The 18040-nt window shown below is 41.1% G+C and carries 14 protein-coding genes; 5 read left to right on the forward strand and 9 right to left on the reverse strand.

The features are described 5' to 3' along the window. Window positions 1-59 precede the first annotated feature (59 nt). Window positions 60-1952 (reverse strand): S8 family serine peptidase, encoded by a 1893-nt coding sequence (locus EGM47_RS09755; RefSeq protein ID WP_124980624.1) that lies wholly within the window; start codon window positions 1950-1952, stop codon window positions 60-62. A gap of 198 nt (window positions 1953-2150) precedes the next feature. Between EGM47_RS09755 and dnaN the strand changes: the two genes are divergently transcribed. Continuing rightward, on the forward strand, window positions 2151-3266 hold the full coding sequence (gene dnaN / locus EGM47_RS09760; protein WP_124980625.1) for a DNA polymerase III subunit beta: 1116 nt from the start codon (window positions 2151-2153) through the stop codon (window positions 3264-3266). A 62-nt stretch (window positions 3267-3328) separates the two neighbouring features. Here dnaN and EGM47_RS09765 read toward each other — a convergent pair whose 3' ends face one another. The 4 genes from EGM47_RS09765 to EGM47_RS09780 form a co-directional block, all read right to left on the reverse strand. Next, entirely contained in the window at window positions 3329-3877 is a 549-nt protein-coding gene (locus tag EGM47_RS09765) for a type 1 glutamine amidotransferase domain-containing protein (protein ID WP_124980626.1), read from the reverse strand. 124 nt (window positions 3878-4001) lie between these two features. Beyond that, complete coding sequence (locus EGM47_RS09770; RefSeq protein WP_124980627.1) at window positions 4002-4514, reverse strand: DinB family protein; 513 nt, start codon at window positions 4512-4514, stop codon at window positions 4002-4004. After that, window positions 4515-4988 carry an Lrp/AsnC family transcriptional regulator gene (locus EGM47_RS09775; RefSeq protein WP_124980628.1) on the reverse strand — a complete coding sequence of 158 codons (474 nt, stop codon included), beginning with the start codon at window positions 4986-4988 and terminating at the stop codon, window positions 4515-4517. 72 nt (window positions 4989-5060) lie between these two features. Continuing rightward, entirely contained in the window at window positions 5061-6173 is a 1113-nt protein-coding gene (locus EGM47_RS09780; protein ID WP_124980629.1) for a M14 family zinc carboxypeptidase, read from the reverse strand. 402 nt (window positions 6174-6575) lie between these two features. Here EGM47_RS09780 and EGM47_RS09785 point away from each other — a divergent pair, with 402 nt between their 5' ends. From EGM47_RS09785 to EGM47_RS09795, 3 genes are read left to right on the forward strand one after another with little or no spacing between them, the layout of a single operon-like run. Beyond that, window positions 6576-6998: a helix-turn-helix domain-containing protein gene (locus tag EGM47_RS09785; RefSeq protein ID WP_240642388.1), complete on the forward strand. Its 423-nt coding sequence runs from the start codon at window positions 6576-6578 to the stop codon at window positions 6996-6998. A gap of 30 nt (window positions 6999-7028) precedes the next feature. After that, on the forward strand, window positions 7029-7409 hold the full coding sequence (locus EGM47_RS09790; RefSeq protein WP_124980631.1) for a DNA topoisomerase IV: 381 nt from the start codon (window positions 7029-7031) through the stop codon (window positions 7407-7409). Between the two features lie 3 nt (window positions 7410-7412). Then, complete coding sequence (locus EGM47_RS09795) at window positions 7413-8249, forward strand: TerC family protein (RefSeq protein ID WP_124980632.1); 837 nt, start codon at window positions 7413-7415, stop codon at window positions 8247-8249. A gap of 113 nt (window positions 8250-8362) precedes the next feature. Here EGM47_RS09795 and mscL read toward each other — a convergent pair whose 3' ends face one another. The 3 genes from mscL to EGM47_RS09810 form a co-directional block, all read right to left on the reverse strand. Beyond that, window positions 8363-8806, reverse strand: coding sequence for a large conductance mechanosensitive channel protein MscL (mscL, locus tag EGM47_RS09800; protein WP_124980633.1), 444 nt, complete (start codon window positions 8804-8806; stop codon window positions 8363-8365). A 51-nt stretch (window positions 8807-8857) separates the two neighbouring features. Then, window positions 8858-11536 (reverse strand): DNA gyrase/topoisomerase IV subunit A, encoded by a 2679-nt coding sequence (locus EGM47_RS09805; RefSeq protein WP_124980634.1) that lies wholly within the window; start codon window positions 11534-11536, stop codon window positions 8858-8860. A gap of 102 nt (window positions 11537-11638) precedes the next feature. Further along, window positions 11639-13504 (reverse strand): DNA topoisomerase IV subunit B, encoded by a 1866-nt coding sequence (locus EGM47_RS09810; RefSeq protein WP_124980847.1) that lies wholly within the window; start codon window positions 13502-13504, stop codon window positions 11639-11641. A gap of 530 nt (window positions 13505-14034) precedes the next feature. Between EGM47_RS09810 and EGM47_RS09815 the strand changes: the two genes are divergently transcribed. Next, entirely contained in the window at window positions 14035-16443 is a 2409-nt protein-coding gene (locus tag EGM47_RS09815; RefSeq protein ID WP_124980635.1) for a M43 family zinc metalloprotease, read from the forward strand. A 130-nt stretch (window positions 16444-16573) separates the two neighbouring features. On the opposite strand, the gene EGM47_RS09820 is transcribed toward EGM47_RS09815, so the two are convergent. Next, window positions 16574-17926, reverse strand: a complete 1353-nt coding sequence (locus tag EGM47_RS09820) for an NAD-dependent succinate-semialdehyde dehydrogenase (RefSeq protein ID WP_124980636.1) — start codon at window positions 17924-17926, stop codon at window positions 16574-16576. Between the last annotated feature and the right edge of the window lie 114 nt (window positions 17927-18040).

Below are 18040 nucleotides of genomic sequence, written 5' to 3' on the forward strand. Positions count from 1 at the left end.
TTCGGCATAAAAAAACCTCCAGTAAGGTATCTGGAGGTTTTTATAAATGATGGAAAAAATTATTTAACCACTAATTTCTTTGTTGTGGCAGTCAGGCCATTTCCAACCTTGACAATATACATTCCTGATTGTAAGCTAGTGATATCGATCGATTTTTCAAAACGCCCACTATTTTCATAGGATTGAGACATCACCTGCTTTCCTAATACGTCATAGATGTCAACAAAAATTTTATCCCCTGTGAGTTGGTTGTTAAATCCAATCTTTACGCTGGACTGTGCAGGGTTAGGATATAACACAAAGTCTTCCAACACCACTTCAGTATTGGATAATGTCCCTGGATCTGCTCCAAATACAATCAAAGCATAATCTTGCGCATTGCCAGTCAAGCTACCTTTATGTGAGACGGTAATGGTGTAAGTTCCAGCTGGAGCATTCACTTCTACGATCTCAACGTTATCAACGTTATTTACACCTTTGGTTGCAGGATTATTGGGAAAAGCTGGATCAAGTTTCCAAGGGAAAAATTCATTACCATTGCTATCCGTAACTTTTACGTCCAAATCATTAATTAGTGAAGGTGTAGGATCATCAGTTGATGCTGTATTAGGAGACCCTGAACGTTCGGTCCAAGATATACCAACTTTTAACACTGGTTGGTTAGAGGTCACCGTAGTAGAATAAGTTGCATTATTGGCAAGATTACGCTCTTCTAAAAGCGTGCTATTATCCATTTCAAGAATCAACTCTGCAGCAGCTTTGACATCCATCAATCCCCATCCAAACTGCGCATCAGGACCATCTGCAACTCCAGCTTCTCTAGCCGTAAGAAGTACTAAACCTTTAGCAGTTGCAGCTCTCATAAATCTATTTTGCTCTTGGTTATGTAATTCTTGTAATAACATCAAACCTCCAGAAACCATGGGTGCAGACATTGAGGTACCTTGTCTTGTCGCATACGCAGTATCGGAACTTCCGCTCAAGCTGCGAACTCCAACTCCTTTGGCAACAATATCAGGTTTGATCCGACCATCATCAGCAGGCCCCCATGAACTAAAGTTTGACATAGTTACTGAACTAGGACCACTGTAGGGAAAAACATTATTTACAGCACCTACGGTAATAACATTTTTAGCCAGACTTATATCTGTTAAAAGATCATAACCATTTTTACTAGTATTCAACCCGTCATTTCTATCATTTCCAGCGCTTACGACAGGCAAATAATAAGGATTAATCGAAGTTATTACATCAAATCCGCTGGACCTACCATCATATTTACCATAAACAGATGTTGGCGTATTACTTGTGACTTCTCTACCATAACTGTGGTTAGAAATTAGCATCCCTGCAGATGCCTCAATCAACATTTCCTGTTGATCAGAATCAAAACGGTATGAGGTTAAAGTACCTCGAAAGGCAACACCTCTATTAGGTAATCCACCTGTACCATCACCGATCATTGTTCCTCCCACATGACTTGCATGACCACTAACATTTGTATTAGTTTCACCATAGGTGACCCTTCCGACTATGTCCTGATGAGTTTGTCTTGCATAACCTCCATCCCAGATTCCAGCATTAATTCCAGATCCTTCTATACTAAGACCAAGGGATTCCCCTGTGTACAAATGATTGGCATTGATGGTTAATGCACCTACAAAATTATTGGTCGTCCTATAAACAGGTTGCCCATTAGGATCAATTGAAACCAACAATCGCTCATTACCTTGCTCGTCAACTGAAAAAATAGGCACATTATTTCTTTGCGCATAAAGAGTAACTTCATTAAGAGCGCGTTGCTCTTCTCTTTGGAATTGCAAGAGAATTTCCCGATTTTGCTCTTGATCATAGTCGGCGATAATTTGCTTTCTTTGTTCGGGAGTTTGCGCCCATGACAACATGCTTGTCGCCATAAGTAGGACCAAAAGTGAAGTGTATTTCTTTGACATAAAATTAATTTGAATAACTAAGTAATAATTGTTGATAAGTAACTATTCTGACCATTGAGTCACAACAGATATATCAAATATCTTTGTGTATCCCAATTGTGGCGAGCAATTTAGGTCATAAAAATCATAAAACCAGATAATTTTTATTTAAATCCTCTGCAATTTAGGTCGCTACATTCACAAAAACATAACAGAAGTATGAAATTTATTGTATCCAGCTCTTATCTTCAAAAAAATCTTCAACTGTTGGGTGGTGTCATTAATAACAACAATACCCTCCCCATATTAGACAATTTCCTGTTGGAGCTCTCTGGAAACGAACTTAAGGTTTCTGCAAGTGATATGGAAACAACCATCGTTAGTAAACTGGAAGTCGAGAGTCAAGACGATGGAAGTACAGCCCTACCTGCTAAATTATTATTGGATACCTTAAAAACCTTTCCTGAGCAACCGCTGACTTTCCATGCCGAAAACAATATCATGACGGTAAGCCATGACAAGGGTAAATCAGAAATCGCCTGTGCAGCTGCCGAGGAATTCCCGAAAGCGGTGAATATCTCTGACCCCAGCAGCACGAGTATCATGGGTGATACACTTGCAACTGCTGTTAATAAAACCATCTTTGCGGCAGGTAATGACGACTTAAGACCAGTCATGAGTGGTGTATTTTTCCAATTCAATTCTGATTCACTCACTTTTGTAGCTACTGACGCCCATAAATTAGTACGTTATAGACGTGAGGATTTAAGCGCTTCCCAGACCGCAGAGTTTATCATGCCAAAAAAGCCGTTGAATTTGCTCAAATCCATGTTGGCAGGAAGCGAGTCAGAAGTCTTGATTGAGTACAATGAGAGCAATGCACAATTCAGCTTTGACAACACGACCATCATCTGTAGATTAATTGACGGGAAGTACCCTAATTACGAAGCGGTTATCCCTAAAGAGAATCCAAATAAACTAACGATTTCCAGAACTCAGTTCTTAAACTCGGTCAGACGTGTGAGTATTTTTTCTAATAAGACCACGCACCAGATCCGATTAAAAATGGCTGGTGCAGAGCTGAATATTAGCGCCGAGGATTTAGACTACAGCAATAAAGCTGATGAGCGCCTCACTTGTGATTATCAGGGGGACGACATGCAAATAGGTTTTAATAGCCGTTTTTTAATCGAAATGTTGAATAATCTCACCTGTGATGATGTTTCCATCGAAATGTCTTTACCTAACCGGGCTGGAATTCTGACACCCATCGATGGACTTGATGAAGGAGAAGAAGTCACTATGCTGGTTATGCCAGTCATGTTGAATCAATAGAATAAAAAAAGGCCTGTTTTTAAAAACCGGCCTTTGACATATCATTTCTGATCTTTAACGAATTATGCGTGTTGCAATTCGTGTTTACCTTCACGCACCTCTTCTACCAATTTTGCATTAAAGGCATCTAGATCATCTGGTGTACGACTTGTTGTGAATCCTTCGTCAACGACTACTTCTTCATCTACCCAAGTTCCACCTGCGTTTTCAACATCTTTTCTAAGAGAAGGATAAGAGGTCAAAGTACGACCTTTTAATACATCCGCATCAATCAATGGTTGGATCCCGTGGCAAATAGCACTTACTGGCTTTTTCTGTTTAAAGAAGTCTTTAATAAAGGATACTGACTCCTTATTTTGACGCAATTGATCTGGATTCATCACACCACCTGGTAACATTAAAGAATCATAATCATCTGCAGACACCTCGCTAATGTGCTTGTCGACGCTATAAGATTCGGACCAATGATCTTTATCCCAAGCTTTGATACTTTCTTTTTCAGGACTGATGATATGCGCATCAATTCCAGCATCTTTTAACGCTTTCATTGGACTGGTTAATTCAATTTCTTCAAATCCGTTTGTGGCTAATATGGCTACTTTCTTTTTCATGGTATATATATTTCGATTAATAATTCACACCAAAGATGAAAGTTTCATTCGTCATAATGTAATAAGAGCCTACTAATTCTTTCTTAGTAGGCTCTTAAACAATACTCCATTGCGTTAAATTAACTTAATAACGCGTTGCAATTACGTTTTCATGATGCTTATAATGACCGGCAATAATGAAAGGGATCACTCGAGCACTCATTGAATGACCACTGGCGCTCCCCATTCTACTCAACCATTCTTCTGGGACTCCCTGAAAAAGGGATCTGGTAGCAGCTCTGGTAACTTTCAGTGATTCTGTGAGATCCGCTTTCGCGAAAGCGTGTCCCACCAATGCTTCAGAAAAGATATCTTGATCAAATCCCGAAAGCGAAGTTTGATCGCCACGCATAAAGCGTAATGCTCTATATGCAAAAATGCGCTCCGTATCAATGTTGTGCATGATCACTTGTCCTACAGTCCATTTATCAGGGGCGTAGGAATGATCTAGTGGCAGCTGAAGTTTATCCAGAAACAACAAACTACGCTCCAAAGAATCGTTCAACACCTGATCTATGGAAAGATGATCTGGCGACATGGACAGATACTTCTCAAAATAAGGCGCGTATTCAGAGGAATCAATATCTGCTTTAGTCATTTACAGGTCTTGGAATACTTTATGCAACAATCTCTTTTTGTCATTGATGCTCTCTTCCAGACTGATCATGGTTTCGGTGCGACTTACCCCATCAATATCATCCAACATGAAGATAATTTTTTTAGCGTGGGTAGTGTCTTTAGCCCGTATTTTACAGAAAATATTGAACTTTCCGGTAGTGATGTGGGCTACGGTAACGTATGGGATTTCTTGTATTCGACTTAAAACGAACTGAGTTGTACTGGTTTTTTCCAAAAACACACCGATATAAGCGATGAAAGTATATCCTAATTGATGGTAATCTACGGTCAGAGAAGAACCATGAATAATTCCAGATTCTTCCATTTTTTTCACACGCACATGCACGGTACCCGCACTGATGTTGAGCCTCTTGGCAATGTCCGTGAATGGAGTTCTGGTATTTTCAATCAGGACATCCAATATTTGCTTATCTATTTCATCAATCTTAGCCATAATGGTTTTTTCTTAGCGATTTTTTGCAAAATAAAGATAAATACTAATAATAAACTAACACAAACAGTGATTTTAGAATTTATTGGCAAAAATATTTATCCCCAATGACTCGCTGGTCAATACCAACGAGGCAGATATTTCTATATCTTTTTGGTAATCAGAATCTTTGGATAGGTCAATCACCCTATGCCCATTGAGTATATCATTGCGATTAACGCCAATAAGGATTGGGACGAAATACAATTCCCCTTCCACCACCTGCTCATGAAAACTGACCTGGAGATTCTGAAAATCACTTTTAGCGTCCTTATGATTCTTGATGAGTATATCACAATAATTAGTAGCAATGTTTGGAATAGCTGTATAAGCGTCAATAATGCTTGTCTTATCATTAAGGACTGGCATGCGATTTATAAATATCAAAGACGCATGCAGCAGATCTGTCATCACGGCTGTGATCTCATCCCTAGCGTAGTCATCCCCTGCATGACCAGCCTCAAAAAGCACTACAGCAGCCTGATGTAAGGTCATCCAATCTCCCCAGCAATTAGGATTGAAATCATCCTTATAACGGCCGACCAGTCCAGAAAGCCTCGTTTCTGCAATGGAGTAAAGATGATTAATGATCTGCATGGCGAGGAGGCGCTGCGGTCCAATGGTCTTTTCAATGTCACCAGCAGGAGAAAGAAATGAGGCCTGCACAGGCATTGTACCTTCTTTATTACCGTAAATCGTGCGTTGGTCATGAAGATTCAAACAAAAGTTTGGCTGAAAATCATGGAATACCTTATGTAACAATTGGCTTTCCGGCTGACTCAACTCCAGGGCATCTCTATTAAGGTCGACATTATTGGCATTGTTCCTGGTCCAGGCCGTAGCACCGTCCGGATTTAAAACAGGAATAATATACAATGATAAATTAGATAGATTTTGCACTAGTTTCCCAGAAGCCAACAAAAAAAGAAGTGCTCGGGTGAGCGTGGATTCGTTCCCGTGCATTTGCGACCATAGCAACACTTTAGTATCTCCCGAACCTATTTGAAGTCCATAGATAGGTTGTTTTAACACAGAGCTGCCGATGACGTCCAAACGATAAGAACCTGAGGGAAGGGATTTGCAAAGCTGTTTAAACAGTTGCTCAAAATCGGTATAGCTAAAGTATCTAGGTAAGGTAGTGAAGCTCATAAAGAAGAAAATACTAGTAACCGACCAAAAGCAGCAGATTACACTAGTTACAAATGTAACCGTAACAATGTTTACATACGTAAACAGCTAAGTATTTACATTTGTAAACAATAAGACATCGCTTGATTTTTCCAATTGTAAACAAAATGTATCAAGGGTCAACCTGCACAGACCTTACATTTTAACAAATCAGATGTTTGATATAGTTTAAAAACTTGTTTTCAGAGCTTTATATTCTTTTAATTAAAGTTTTTATTTACAACTATTAAGGTAGATATTAAACGATGTCCAATCAAATTTTTGGTTTGTTTCCAAAAGTAAACACCAAATATGTTCAGTTTTTGTATACCTTTGTAAACAATGGTAGATTCAACTAAATTTTCAAAAAGACTGCAAAAAATCATGGATCACAATGATCTAAATGCTTCTTCATTTGCAGAAAAGATAGATGTAGGACGCAGTACGATTTCTCATATCATCTCTGGGAGAAACAAACCCAGTTTGGATTTTGTGATGGGTATCGTCAAAGAATTTCCAGAAGTCGATTGGTATTGGCTCTTACACGGAACTGGTGATTATCCCAAAAATACCTCTGCTCCACCACAACAAGAGACGATGAATACAACGCCATCTGAATTACCAAAACCAATAAAAAATAAGGAGGTACCCCACCAACAACCGGCAGAACTTACGGATTTATTTACGGGCATACCACCGGCAGATTCAACAAACACGTCAAAAGTGAGTTCCAACAAAACAAGGAAGAATTTACAAAAAGTAATTTTGCTGTATGACGATGGAAGTTTTGAATACTTTATCAATTAAAACCAGTTTCTGTTTTTACATTTGCGAGTCATGAAGGATTCGACTAGACTCATATATTTGGGAAGCTTAATTTTCTTTTTAACTGGTTGTTATGAAAACCGACCTAATTGTTCTGCATTTCATGAAGGAACATTTATCTGGGAACAGGAAAGTGGTGGTAAATTACTGACAACCGAGTTTACCCGTAAAGGTGACTTACAGATCGAGCGATTTGAAAATCAGGTCGACAGCGCTAAAATTGAATGGATCAATGATTGTGAATGGCGGGTAATCCCCATAGATCCCAAAACCAATGCCGAGAGCAGAGCTTATCTCTTTAGAATCTTGAACACTACAGAAGATTCTTATACCTTTGAGTTTAACCAGTCTGGCCGAGATCAGGTATATACAGGAACCGCTATAAAACAATAAATCATGTTTGAAATTTTTGCCAGCGCAGATGCCTGGATCGCACTTCTCACCCTTACTTTTTTGGAAATTGTTCTGGGAATAGATAACATCATCTTTATTTCCCTTGCAGCAGATAAACTGCCAGACCACCAGCGCAAAAGAGCCACCAATATAGGGTTAGTACTTGCGATGGTGTTGAGAATAGTTTTATTGTTTGGTATTAGCGTACTGATCTCGCTTCAAGGTAGCTTCTATGATTTTGATTGGGGATGGGCCAGCGGTGGAATTTCTGGACAATCATTAATTCTAATTGCCGGCGGATTGTTTTTGCTCTATAAGTCCACGCAAGAGATCTATGAAAAAGTAGAAGATATAGGTCATGATCAGCGACAGATCAAAAAAAAACGCAGCAGTACGCTCTCTAAAGTGATTCTTGAGATTACAATGATCAATATTGTCTTCTCATTTGACAGTATCCTGACGGCGGTAGGTATGACCAACGGGTTAAGTGATGATCCAGATGGTGCCTTGCTGTTGATGATTATCGCGGTGGTTATATCTGTAGTCATTATGCTCCTATTTGCACATCCTGTGGGGAAATTTGTCAATAAACACCCATCAGTGCAGGTTTTGGGACTGGCTTTTTTACTCTTAATAGGATTTATGCTGATCGCAGAAGGTGCTCATCTAGCTGATCTTGAATTTTTTGGATCGCATACCGGAGTTATTCCCAAAGGCTATCTTTATTTTGCCATCTTCTTTTCCATGTTTGTGGAATTTCTCAACTTTAAATTGCGCAGTAAAAACAAGTCGCACAAGAAAACCACAGATTTACTGGAGGAAGATGAAAAGTTGGGTTGATCCATCTTGACAAGAAACAACACAGATTAACGTCTTTTTAAGTAAATTGATACTTAAATGATGAATAAGGTAGAAATGTAAAATTGTATATTCTCTACTTTGCGATAAACGGATCATCCTTGTTTGGACTTGAGCCACTCATTCTGCTCTTGCATTAACTCCTTGAGATCATTGAGCAATTCGATGTCTTTGGGAGTTACCACCTTTTTGTTTTTAGGATCCTCAGCATTGTTTCTTAAACGGTTCATTAGCTTGACCACAATAAAAACCGTGAAACCAATGACCAAAAAATCCAGCGTAACATTAAAGAGTTCACCGTAATGTATCGCAATTTCCTTAGCCTTGTCCCCTGTTCCGCCCTCGATAGCTTCCCGTAAGACATATTTTTTGTCTTCATAATTAACGCCGTCGGTTAAAAATGACAAAGGTGGTAGGATGACCTTTTTCACCATGGTTTGAACGACATTATTGAAGGCAGTACCAATAATAATCCCTACGGCCATATCGATCATATTACCTTTGACCGCAAACTCCTTGAATTCTTTTAACAATCCCATGAATAGGTTTTTCTATTTAATCTTTACAACCAACGATTTTCAATTTCCTTATTAAAATAGGCTGGACTGCCCGGTATCATCTATATTAGGATCGGGCTCATCTGTTGAAGCTTTGGTGGAATTATCGGCCTTTGCTTGTGTTTCAGACGATTCATGTTGGTTCACATCTTCTTCATCGTTGACATCTATATCTTGAGCGGGAACGTTTTCCTCTGGTTCATAGGGCAATGGATCCAGCAGGTTGATTTGCTTGACCTTGCTTTTTGTCAGCATATTCCCCTGGGCACCAATGCCTTTAACAGCAATAAATTCTTCCAGATCAATCTCATCGTTAGGGGGTTGTTCCTTCCCTCTGGGTTTTACATGAACCAATTCGGCTACAGGGCGATAGTCGGTAGATACTACTTCAAGATAAGAATCCTTATGGTCGGTGATAAACGACTCTTCCTTTTCCTCATTCTCTACCAAAAACCTCTTGATATAAAACAGCTCACGATCTCCATTGTAATAAATGGCAGTAATCGGTTTTTTAGGGATCCATTTTTCCAGTACAATCATGTCCTCATCAAATCTTGCGGTCACCTCAGGAATGATAGTTTTAACTAATCCCTTCTGGTTGATGATTAACAATCGGTCCTCGCCCCTGAATTCGCCCAAAAGTTCGCCTCTACCATCGACATTAAGACGTTGTACCACTTCATCAAACCAAATTTTCCTTGGTTTGAGCGTGGAAACACCTTCCTCCTTAAGTTCGACGCGTTTGACGTTGTATTTGGTCACCAAATTACCTTTAGCTCCTCTTCCTTTGATCAAAATCTCGGAAAAGTCGATATCCCATTTTAGTTTTTTAATACTGCCCTGCTGGCGCAGGTGCACGGTGACCACTTCGGCCTCGCCATTTGGATTGGCACTGAAGTAATGAATCAAACTTCCTTTATCTGCTTTACCCATGGTGTATTCCCGATCTCTGGTAATACTGGTTACCGCAAAACGCTTGATGTAGCTGGGTCCTGATTTTCCATCGCGGTAAATGACATTGTAAATCGTACGCTTATCTTTTTTCTTAAAAATGGCAACGTGAATGATGTTTTTACCCACAAAAGTTTTGGCGTCCACTTTGGTTACCATCATGGTACCGTCTTTCGTAAAAACGATGATATCATCAATATCAGAACAGTCACAGACATACTCATCTCGCTTAAGGGAGGTACCCACAAAGCCTTCTTCTCTATTGACATAGAGCTTTGTATTTCTAATCACCACCTTGCTCGCAACGATATCTTCAAAATTCTTCAGCTCTGTCTGCCGCTCCTTGCCTTTACCATAATCTTTTTTGAGATTTTCAAAGTAGTTGATAGCATATTCGATCAAGTGATCCAGGTGATGTTTTAATTCTTTGATACGATCTTCCAGCGCCTCTATCTTTTGTTGCGCCTTGTCAATATCAAATTTTGAGATACGTTTGATGCGTATTTCTGTCAAGCGTACAATATCATCCTCGGTAATTTCACGTCTCAAATGACCTATATGTGGTTGCAGGCCTTTATCAATCGCACTAATCACTCCTTCCCAGGTCTCCTCTTCCTCGATGTCCCTATAGATTCGATTTTCGATAAAGATTCGTTCCAGCGAGGCAAAATGCCACTGCTCTTCTACTTCATTGAGAAGGATCTCCAATTCTGCCTTCAACAGTGCTACGGTATGATCGGCACTCCTTCTGAGCATTTCAGACACCCCAATAAATAATGGCTTATTGTCCTCAATCACACAACCCAGAGGTGAAATACTCACCTCACAATTGGTAAAAGCATAGAGCGCATCCATGGTTTTGTCAGGAGACATTCCAGATGGAAGGTGAATCATGATTTCAACTTCAGCAGCCGTATTGTCTTCAATTTTTTTGATCTTGATCTTCCCCTTATCGTTGGCTTTTAAGATGGAGTCAATCAGCGAACTCGTGGTTGTACTATACGGGATCTCGGTGATGACGATGCTGTTTTTGTCAGGGGAATGCATCTTGGCGCGCACTCGCACCTTACCACCCCTTATTCCATCGTTATAATTGGAGATATCAGCTTCTCCTCCTGTAGGAAAATCCGGGTAAAGCTTAAATCGTTTGCCTTGTAAATGCTTGATGGAAGCATCGATCAATTCGACAAAATTATGCGGTAAAACTTTGGTGCTCAACCCCACGGCTATACCTTCTGCTCCTTGGGCCAACAACAACGGAAACTTCACGGGAAGATTCACGGGTTCCTTACGTCTCCCATCATAACTGGCCTGCCATTCAGTGATCTTTGGATTAAATAGAACCTCCAGACCGAATTTGGATAAACGTGCCTCAATGTATCGGGAGGCCGCTGCGGGATCACCTGTCAGGATATTCCCCCAGTTTCCCTGCATATCAATCAGCAAATCTTTCTGTCCTATTTGCACCATCGCATCTCCTATACTCGCATCACCGTGTGGGTGATATTGCATACAGTGTCCTACGATATTGGCGACCTTATTGTAACGCCCGTCATCCAGGTCCTTCATGGACTGCATGATGCGTCGTTGTACGGGTTTAAATCCGTCCTCAATAGCTGGAACCGCACGTTCCAGAATCACATAACTCGCGTAGTCCAGGAACCATTCTTTATACATTCCCGTTACCCGGGTGATGGTTTCAGTGGATTGCTCCCCAGCTCCTTCGTTCAGGTTATCAAGTTCTTCGTTTTCTTCACTCATACACCAAATTCCGATTGAGGTTTAAGAATTGTCTGTTTATTTATTTTGAATGAGGCAGTTATCGCTTTCGCGAAAGCGGACACCTCATAGTTCTATTTAGTTTTATATCACCGTGCCATCTTCTACCACATCCAACTCTACCTTAAGGTTATCGATGATAAACTCTTGGCGGTCTGGCGTGTTTTTACCCATGTAGAACTCGAGCAATTCGTCTATACTCATGCCATCGTCCAGCATGATGGGGTCCAATCGCATGTCCTCTCCTATGAAATGAACAAATTCGTCTGGACTGATTTCACCCAATCCTTTAAACCTTGTGATTTCTGGGTTTTTGCCCAGTTCCTCCAAGGCTTTAGCGCGTTCCTCTGGCGTATAGCAATAACGGGTTTCCTTTTTATTTCTCACTCTAAACAAAGGAGTTTGCAGGATATACAGATGGCCTTTTTTAATCAATTCTGGGAAAAACTGAAGGAAAAACGTGATGAGCAGCAGGCGTATATGCATTCCGTCCACATCGGCATCCGTTGCAATGACTATTTTATTATATCTCAAGTCTTCCAAGCTGTCCTCGATATTCAATGCTGCCTGGAGCAAATTGAATTCCTCGTTTTCATAAACAATTTTTTTGCTCATGTTGTAAGAATTCAAGGGTTTACCTCTCAGTGAAAATACCGCTTGGGTATTGACATCTCTGGACTTGGTAATTGATCCACTCGCACTATCTCCCTCGGTAATGAAAAGTGTACTTTCCAGGTTATTCTCCTTTTTAGTATCTCCCAGGTGTACTCTACAGTCCCTAAGTTTCTTGTTGTGCAAACTCGCCTTTTTTGCACGGTCCCTGGCTAGCTTGCGTATACCACTCAATTCCTTACGTTCCCTTTCTGCCTGAATGATCTTCTTTTGAAGCGCCTCAGCAGTTTTGGGATTCTTGTGAAGGAAATTGTCCAGCTTGGTTTTAATAAAGTCGTTGATAAAGGTGCGCACTGTAGGCAAATCGCCTCCCATCTCGGTAGAACCCAGCTTGGTTTTAGTTTGCGATTCAAAAACCGGATCCATGACCTTGATGGCTACCGCACTCACAATAGATTTACGTATATCGCTGGCGTCGTAATTCTTGTTGTAAAATTCGCGTATGGTTTTAACCACCGATTCCCTAAAGGCAGCCTGGTGGGTACCTCCTTGGGTCGTATTCTGACCATTGGCAAAAGAGTGATATTCTTCAGAATATTGGGTACGGCTATGGGTCATGGCGACCTCGATATCCTCACCTCTTAAGTGAATGATTGGATACAAACGGTCGGTCTCGTTGATCTTTTCACTGAGTAGATCCTTAAGTCCGTTTTCCGAAAAGTACTTTTCACCATTAAAAATAATGGTGAGCCCAGGGTTCAGGTAAACGTAGTTTTTCAACATACGTGAAACGTACTCTGGACGGTACTTGAAGTTTTTAAAGATATCGGCATCTGGGACAAAAGTCATCTTGGTACCGCGACGTCTGGAGGTTTCATCCAAAAATTCCTTTCCGGTAAGTTCGCCGCGTTCAAATTCAGCACTGGCGCTTTGTCCATCCCTGCTCGACTCTACCCGGAAATAGGTCGAGAGCGCATTCACCGCCTTGGTCCCCACTCCGTTCAGACCCACTGATTTCTTAAAGGCTTTGGAATCGTATTTCCCACCTGTATTCATCTTGGAGACCACATCTACCACTTTGCCCAAAGGAATACCTCTACCATAATCACGCACGATGACGCGCTCACCTTGGATAGAAACTTCTATCGTCTTTCCAGCGCCCATTACGTATTCATCAATAGAGTTATCGATGACTTCTTTTAAAAGAATATAGATACCGTCATCGGCACTAGATCCGTCTCCCAGCTTACCTATATACATCCCAGGACGCATTCTGATGTGCTCTTTCCAATCGAGCGAGCGGATATTTTCTTCGGTATATTTAGTAGTTCCGTCCATGAATTCTTCCATCTGTCGTAGCTTGAAATATAAGTATTGTTGCCTCCTTTCCCATTCAGCTTTTTTGTTTTTTAATTAACAGGTTTAAACCTTCAATTGTGAATAAAATCAATCATTGTTTATGATTTTTCTGCACCTCTGGTCTTAACTCGTGTTTTGTAGCAAAGCTGTATGACTTCCTACCCACCAGGATCAACAATATTTAATTCTACCGGAGATGGATATCAATGCCCAAATAGCTATTAACCCCTTTAAACATTACAAACATCGACAAACTACATCATAATTACTTTTTAAAATAAAGTGCTAAATCATTAACATTTGGGAAGAATAGCGTGTTTTGATTTCGAGATTAAGTTTTTGAAAATAAACCAATTACCCTAGTAGCTGACTGGGTTTTATGCGGATTATCAAACTAGCAAAAATTGGAGCTTCCCACTGATTGATTCGCAATATAACGCGTGTGAATACTTGGTTTTTAACAATAAATTATATTTTCGGCTGACCATTTTTAATATTAAAACAAAAGAATGAAAAAAACCCTTACTTCTCTACTGGTTCTAGGTGCAGTGTTATTGTCTTCCATGGCACTCGCTCAACGTACCTGTTCCGCACATGACGATTTGGAATTGGCCAAATCTCAAAATCCAACCTTGGCGCGCAACATGCAACGCATCGAACAATTTACCCAGCGCAGGGCCAATGAATTGATGATCCAAAAAGCGATCGACGGTTCAATCATTACTATCCCTGTAGTTGTTCATGTATTGTATGGCAACTCTACCCAAAACATCAGTGATGCGCAAATACAATCACAAATCGATGTATTGAATGAAGACTTTAGACGCCTCAATGCCGACCGTGATAATACCTGGTCTCAAGCAGCAGATATGCAAATTGAATTTTGTTTGGCTCAACAGGATCCCAACGGCAACCCTACCAACGGTATCACCAGAAAGGCATCTAACGTTACCACTTGGAACACGGTAGAAAACAGAATGAAAAGTTCGGCAACAGGAGGTATCGATCCATGGGATACCACCCAGTACCTGAACATGTGGACGGTAAGTGCACTGAATAGTAATGGACGACCAGGAATTCTTGGATACGCACAGTTTCCTGGAGGTAATCGCGCCACCGATGGTGTGGTAATGGGTTACAACTATTTTGGTCGCACCGGCGCGGTTTCTGCACCTTTCAATGGTGGTAGAACAACCACCCATGAGGTAGGACACTTCTTGAACCTGCGCCACATTTGGGGTGATGGTCCTTGTGGAGCCGATGATTTTGTAAGCGATACGCCTGAATCAGATGCCGCCAATGCAGGATGCCAGGTAGGAAGCATCTCTTGTGGTTCTTCTGATATGGTACAGAACTATATGGATTACTCAGATGACGCTTGTATGAATCTGTTTACCACAGGTCAAAAAGCAAGAATGAGAGCTACCCTACTTAACGGAGGTTTTCATTCTGGATTAGCACAGTCGACTAAATGTACTCCTCCATCAGGTGGTGGAAACGGAACTGGATGTAATTCAACCATCGACAGCTTCCCTTATAACAACGGATTTGAAAACGGATTGAGCGGATTTACTCAAGACACCAGTGATTCCCATGATTGGACGCTGCGTTCAGGAGGTACTCCTTCTTCGAGTACTGGACCGTCTGGTGCAGATCAAGGTTCTTTCTATGTGTATGTAGAAGCTTCTGATCCTAATTTTAATAAAACCGCGATTTTAAATGCACCTTGTTTTGACTTTGCCAGCGTATCGAGCCCAGAAGTGAGTTTCAGATATCAAATGACTGGAAACGCGGTGGGAACTTTAAGTTTGCAAGCCAAGGAAAGTACTGCCAATACATGGAGTACCATCTTCACCCAAAGTGGTGATCAAGGCAGCGCCTGGAAGACTGCATCAGCATCACTGGCCAGTCTGGCTGGAAAAGTAGGTCAATTGAGATTGGTGGTTAACACCATTGGATCCTGGCAAGGAGATATTGCAGTTGATGCGTTTGAAGTGCGCAATGCCTCTACCGGCGGTGGTGGATCTTCCTGTACCAATGGAGTCAGTAGCTTCCCATATGCTGAAGGTTTTGAAAACACCTTGGGACAATGGACGCAAAATAGCAGCGATTCTCACAACTGGAGCCTGCGTTCTGGCGGGACACCATCCAGCAGCACAGGACCATCTGGAGCGGCTCAAGGTAGTTACTATATTTATGTAGAAGCCTCTGACCCTAACTTTAATAAGACGGCCATTCTGGATTCTCCATGTTTCGACCTTACATCTCAATCTGCGGCAGTATTGAGTTTCAAATACCAGATGACTGGAAATGCAGTAGGAAGACTTAGGGTTCAGGCCAGCACAGGAGGTGCTTATGCCACCATTTTTGATGTATCAGGAGATCAGGGAGCTGCATGGCGTACCGCGAGTGTAGATCTTGCCACCTATCTTGGAAGTGATGTGAACTTGAGATTGGTCGTCAATACGTCTAGTTCATGGCAAGGGGACATCGCGGTGGATGATTTAGCTATCTCTAGCGGTAACATAGACAAATGTGCTGGTGTACCTGCTTACAACAGCAACCAAAATTACAGTGTTGGCGACAGGGTAGTTTATCAAGATTATCTCTTTGAACTTCAACCTGCAGGTTGGGAGAACCTTGGTCAATGCGGAACTGCCAGAAGCATCTCAAATGTCAAGGTTAACATTCCAAATGAGATTAGTATTTACCCGAACCCAGTAAGTGGAGCTGAGTTATTTACGACTGCCAGTGGCTCGGCAGCTACCTATCAAATCTTTAACCTGAGCGGACAATTGGTGCGGTCTGGTAAGGTGAATCAAGGTACTATTGAGGTGAGCGAATTGACGCCAAACGTTTATTTGATTCGCATTGATGATGAAAACAATAGTTTGACTACCAAATTCATCAAAAAATAAATTAAATCCCTTTTAACGCTAAAAGCCTGTCATTCCCTCGATGACAGGCTTTTTTTTGGATTCAAGTTCTTCTGTTTCCTGTTTAATGTACGGCAATGGTACTTCTAATTCAATGACTGATTTGATCAAATCAAGCAATCACTACTGTTTTAATATTGGTGAATTCCCTAATCCCAAAAGCTGAGAGTTCGCGTCCATAACCAGAAATCCCAGTTCCGCCGAAAGGCAATGCTGGATGACTGGCTACTTTGTGATTGATAAAAACGGCTCCGTCTTTAATTTTATGGGATAACTTTTCCATGCGGTCTACATCTGTCGAAAACAGGCTGGCCCCCAGACCAAATTTTGAGTTGTTGACCATATCAATAGCTTTCTCTTCGGTAGAAAATGTGGTTACAGCAATCAGCGGTCCAAAGGTTTCTTCCGTGAAAACGGGCATATCTTCTGTTACATCAGTTAATATAGTGGGTTCATAAAAGGCTTTGTCTCTTTTTCCGCCGAGTTTTAATTGTGCACCTTGATTCAGAGAATCATTCATGAGCTCTTCTAATTCCTCGGCAAGATCTTCTCTGGCCATGACTCCAATATAGGTTTCATCATCCATTGGGTCTCCAGCTGATAATTCTTGCACCTTCTGGGTGAACTTTTTCATGAATTCTTCTTCAATGTTTTCGTCTAGCAATAAGCGTTTACCTGCTATACAGCTTTGTCCGGTATTTTGATACCTGGCATCCACACACTTTTCAACAGCATCATCCAAATCGGCATCTTTAAAAACTACAAGTGCATTATTTCCTCCCAGTTCTAATACAGATTTTTTGATTGCACCACCAGCTGTCGCCGCTACACTACTACCTGCTGGTTTGGAACCGGTAAGCGTCACTGCTTTGATGATCTCGTTTTTGATCACTCCTTCAATCGGGTCGCTGGAAACTACCAGGTTTTGGAAACAGCCTTTTGGAAAACCTGCGGTGGTGAAAAGCTGCTCTATACGTTCTGCACAACCCATCACACTGCTTGCGTGTTTCAATACACCCACGTTACCGGCCATTAAGGCAGGAATGATAAATCTAAATACCTGCCAATAGGGATAATTCCACGGCATTACGGCCAGCACCACACCTAGCGGCTCGTAAGACACATAGGATTTGAGGTGTTCCGTTTCTATAAATTCACTGGCCAGATATTCAGGTGCCTTTGTTGCATAATGCTCACAGAGCCATGCACATTTTTCAAGTTCGCCACGCGACTGACTGATAGGTTTACCCATTTCCTCTGTCATTTGTTGCGCGTAGTAATCCGTATTTGATTTCAGCAGACGAGCAACTTCTTTAACTTTTTCGGCACGGTGGTCAAAACTGGTATTCTTCCAATCTTGAAAAGCTTGTTGTGCCCGATCTAATTTTTGCTGAATCTCAGATTCTGTGAGTTCGTTATATTGTGCGATTTCCTTTCCTGTATAGGGATTGATGGTCGTAATCATGTTTTTCTTTTAAAATTACGATACCTCAACGCATATTGAGCAAGGCTTTAGAAGTTGTTAACGATTGCCACTAAATCGTTTAACGATGTTGGATAAAAGAAATAGCCTATATGC

It is taken from the genome of Nonlabens xiamenensis, from assembly GCF_003865345.1.
GTDB lineage: Bacteria > Bacteroidota > Bacteroidia > Flavobacteriales > Flavobacteriaceae > Nonlabens > Nonlabens xiamenensis.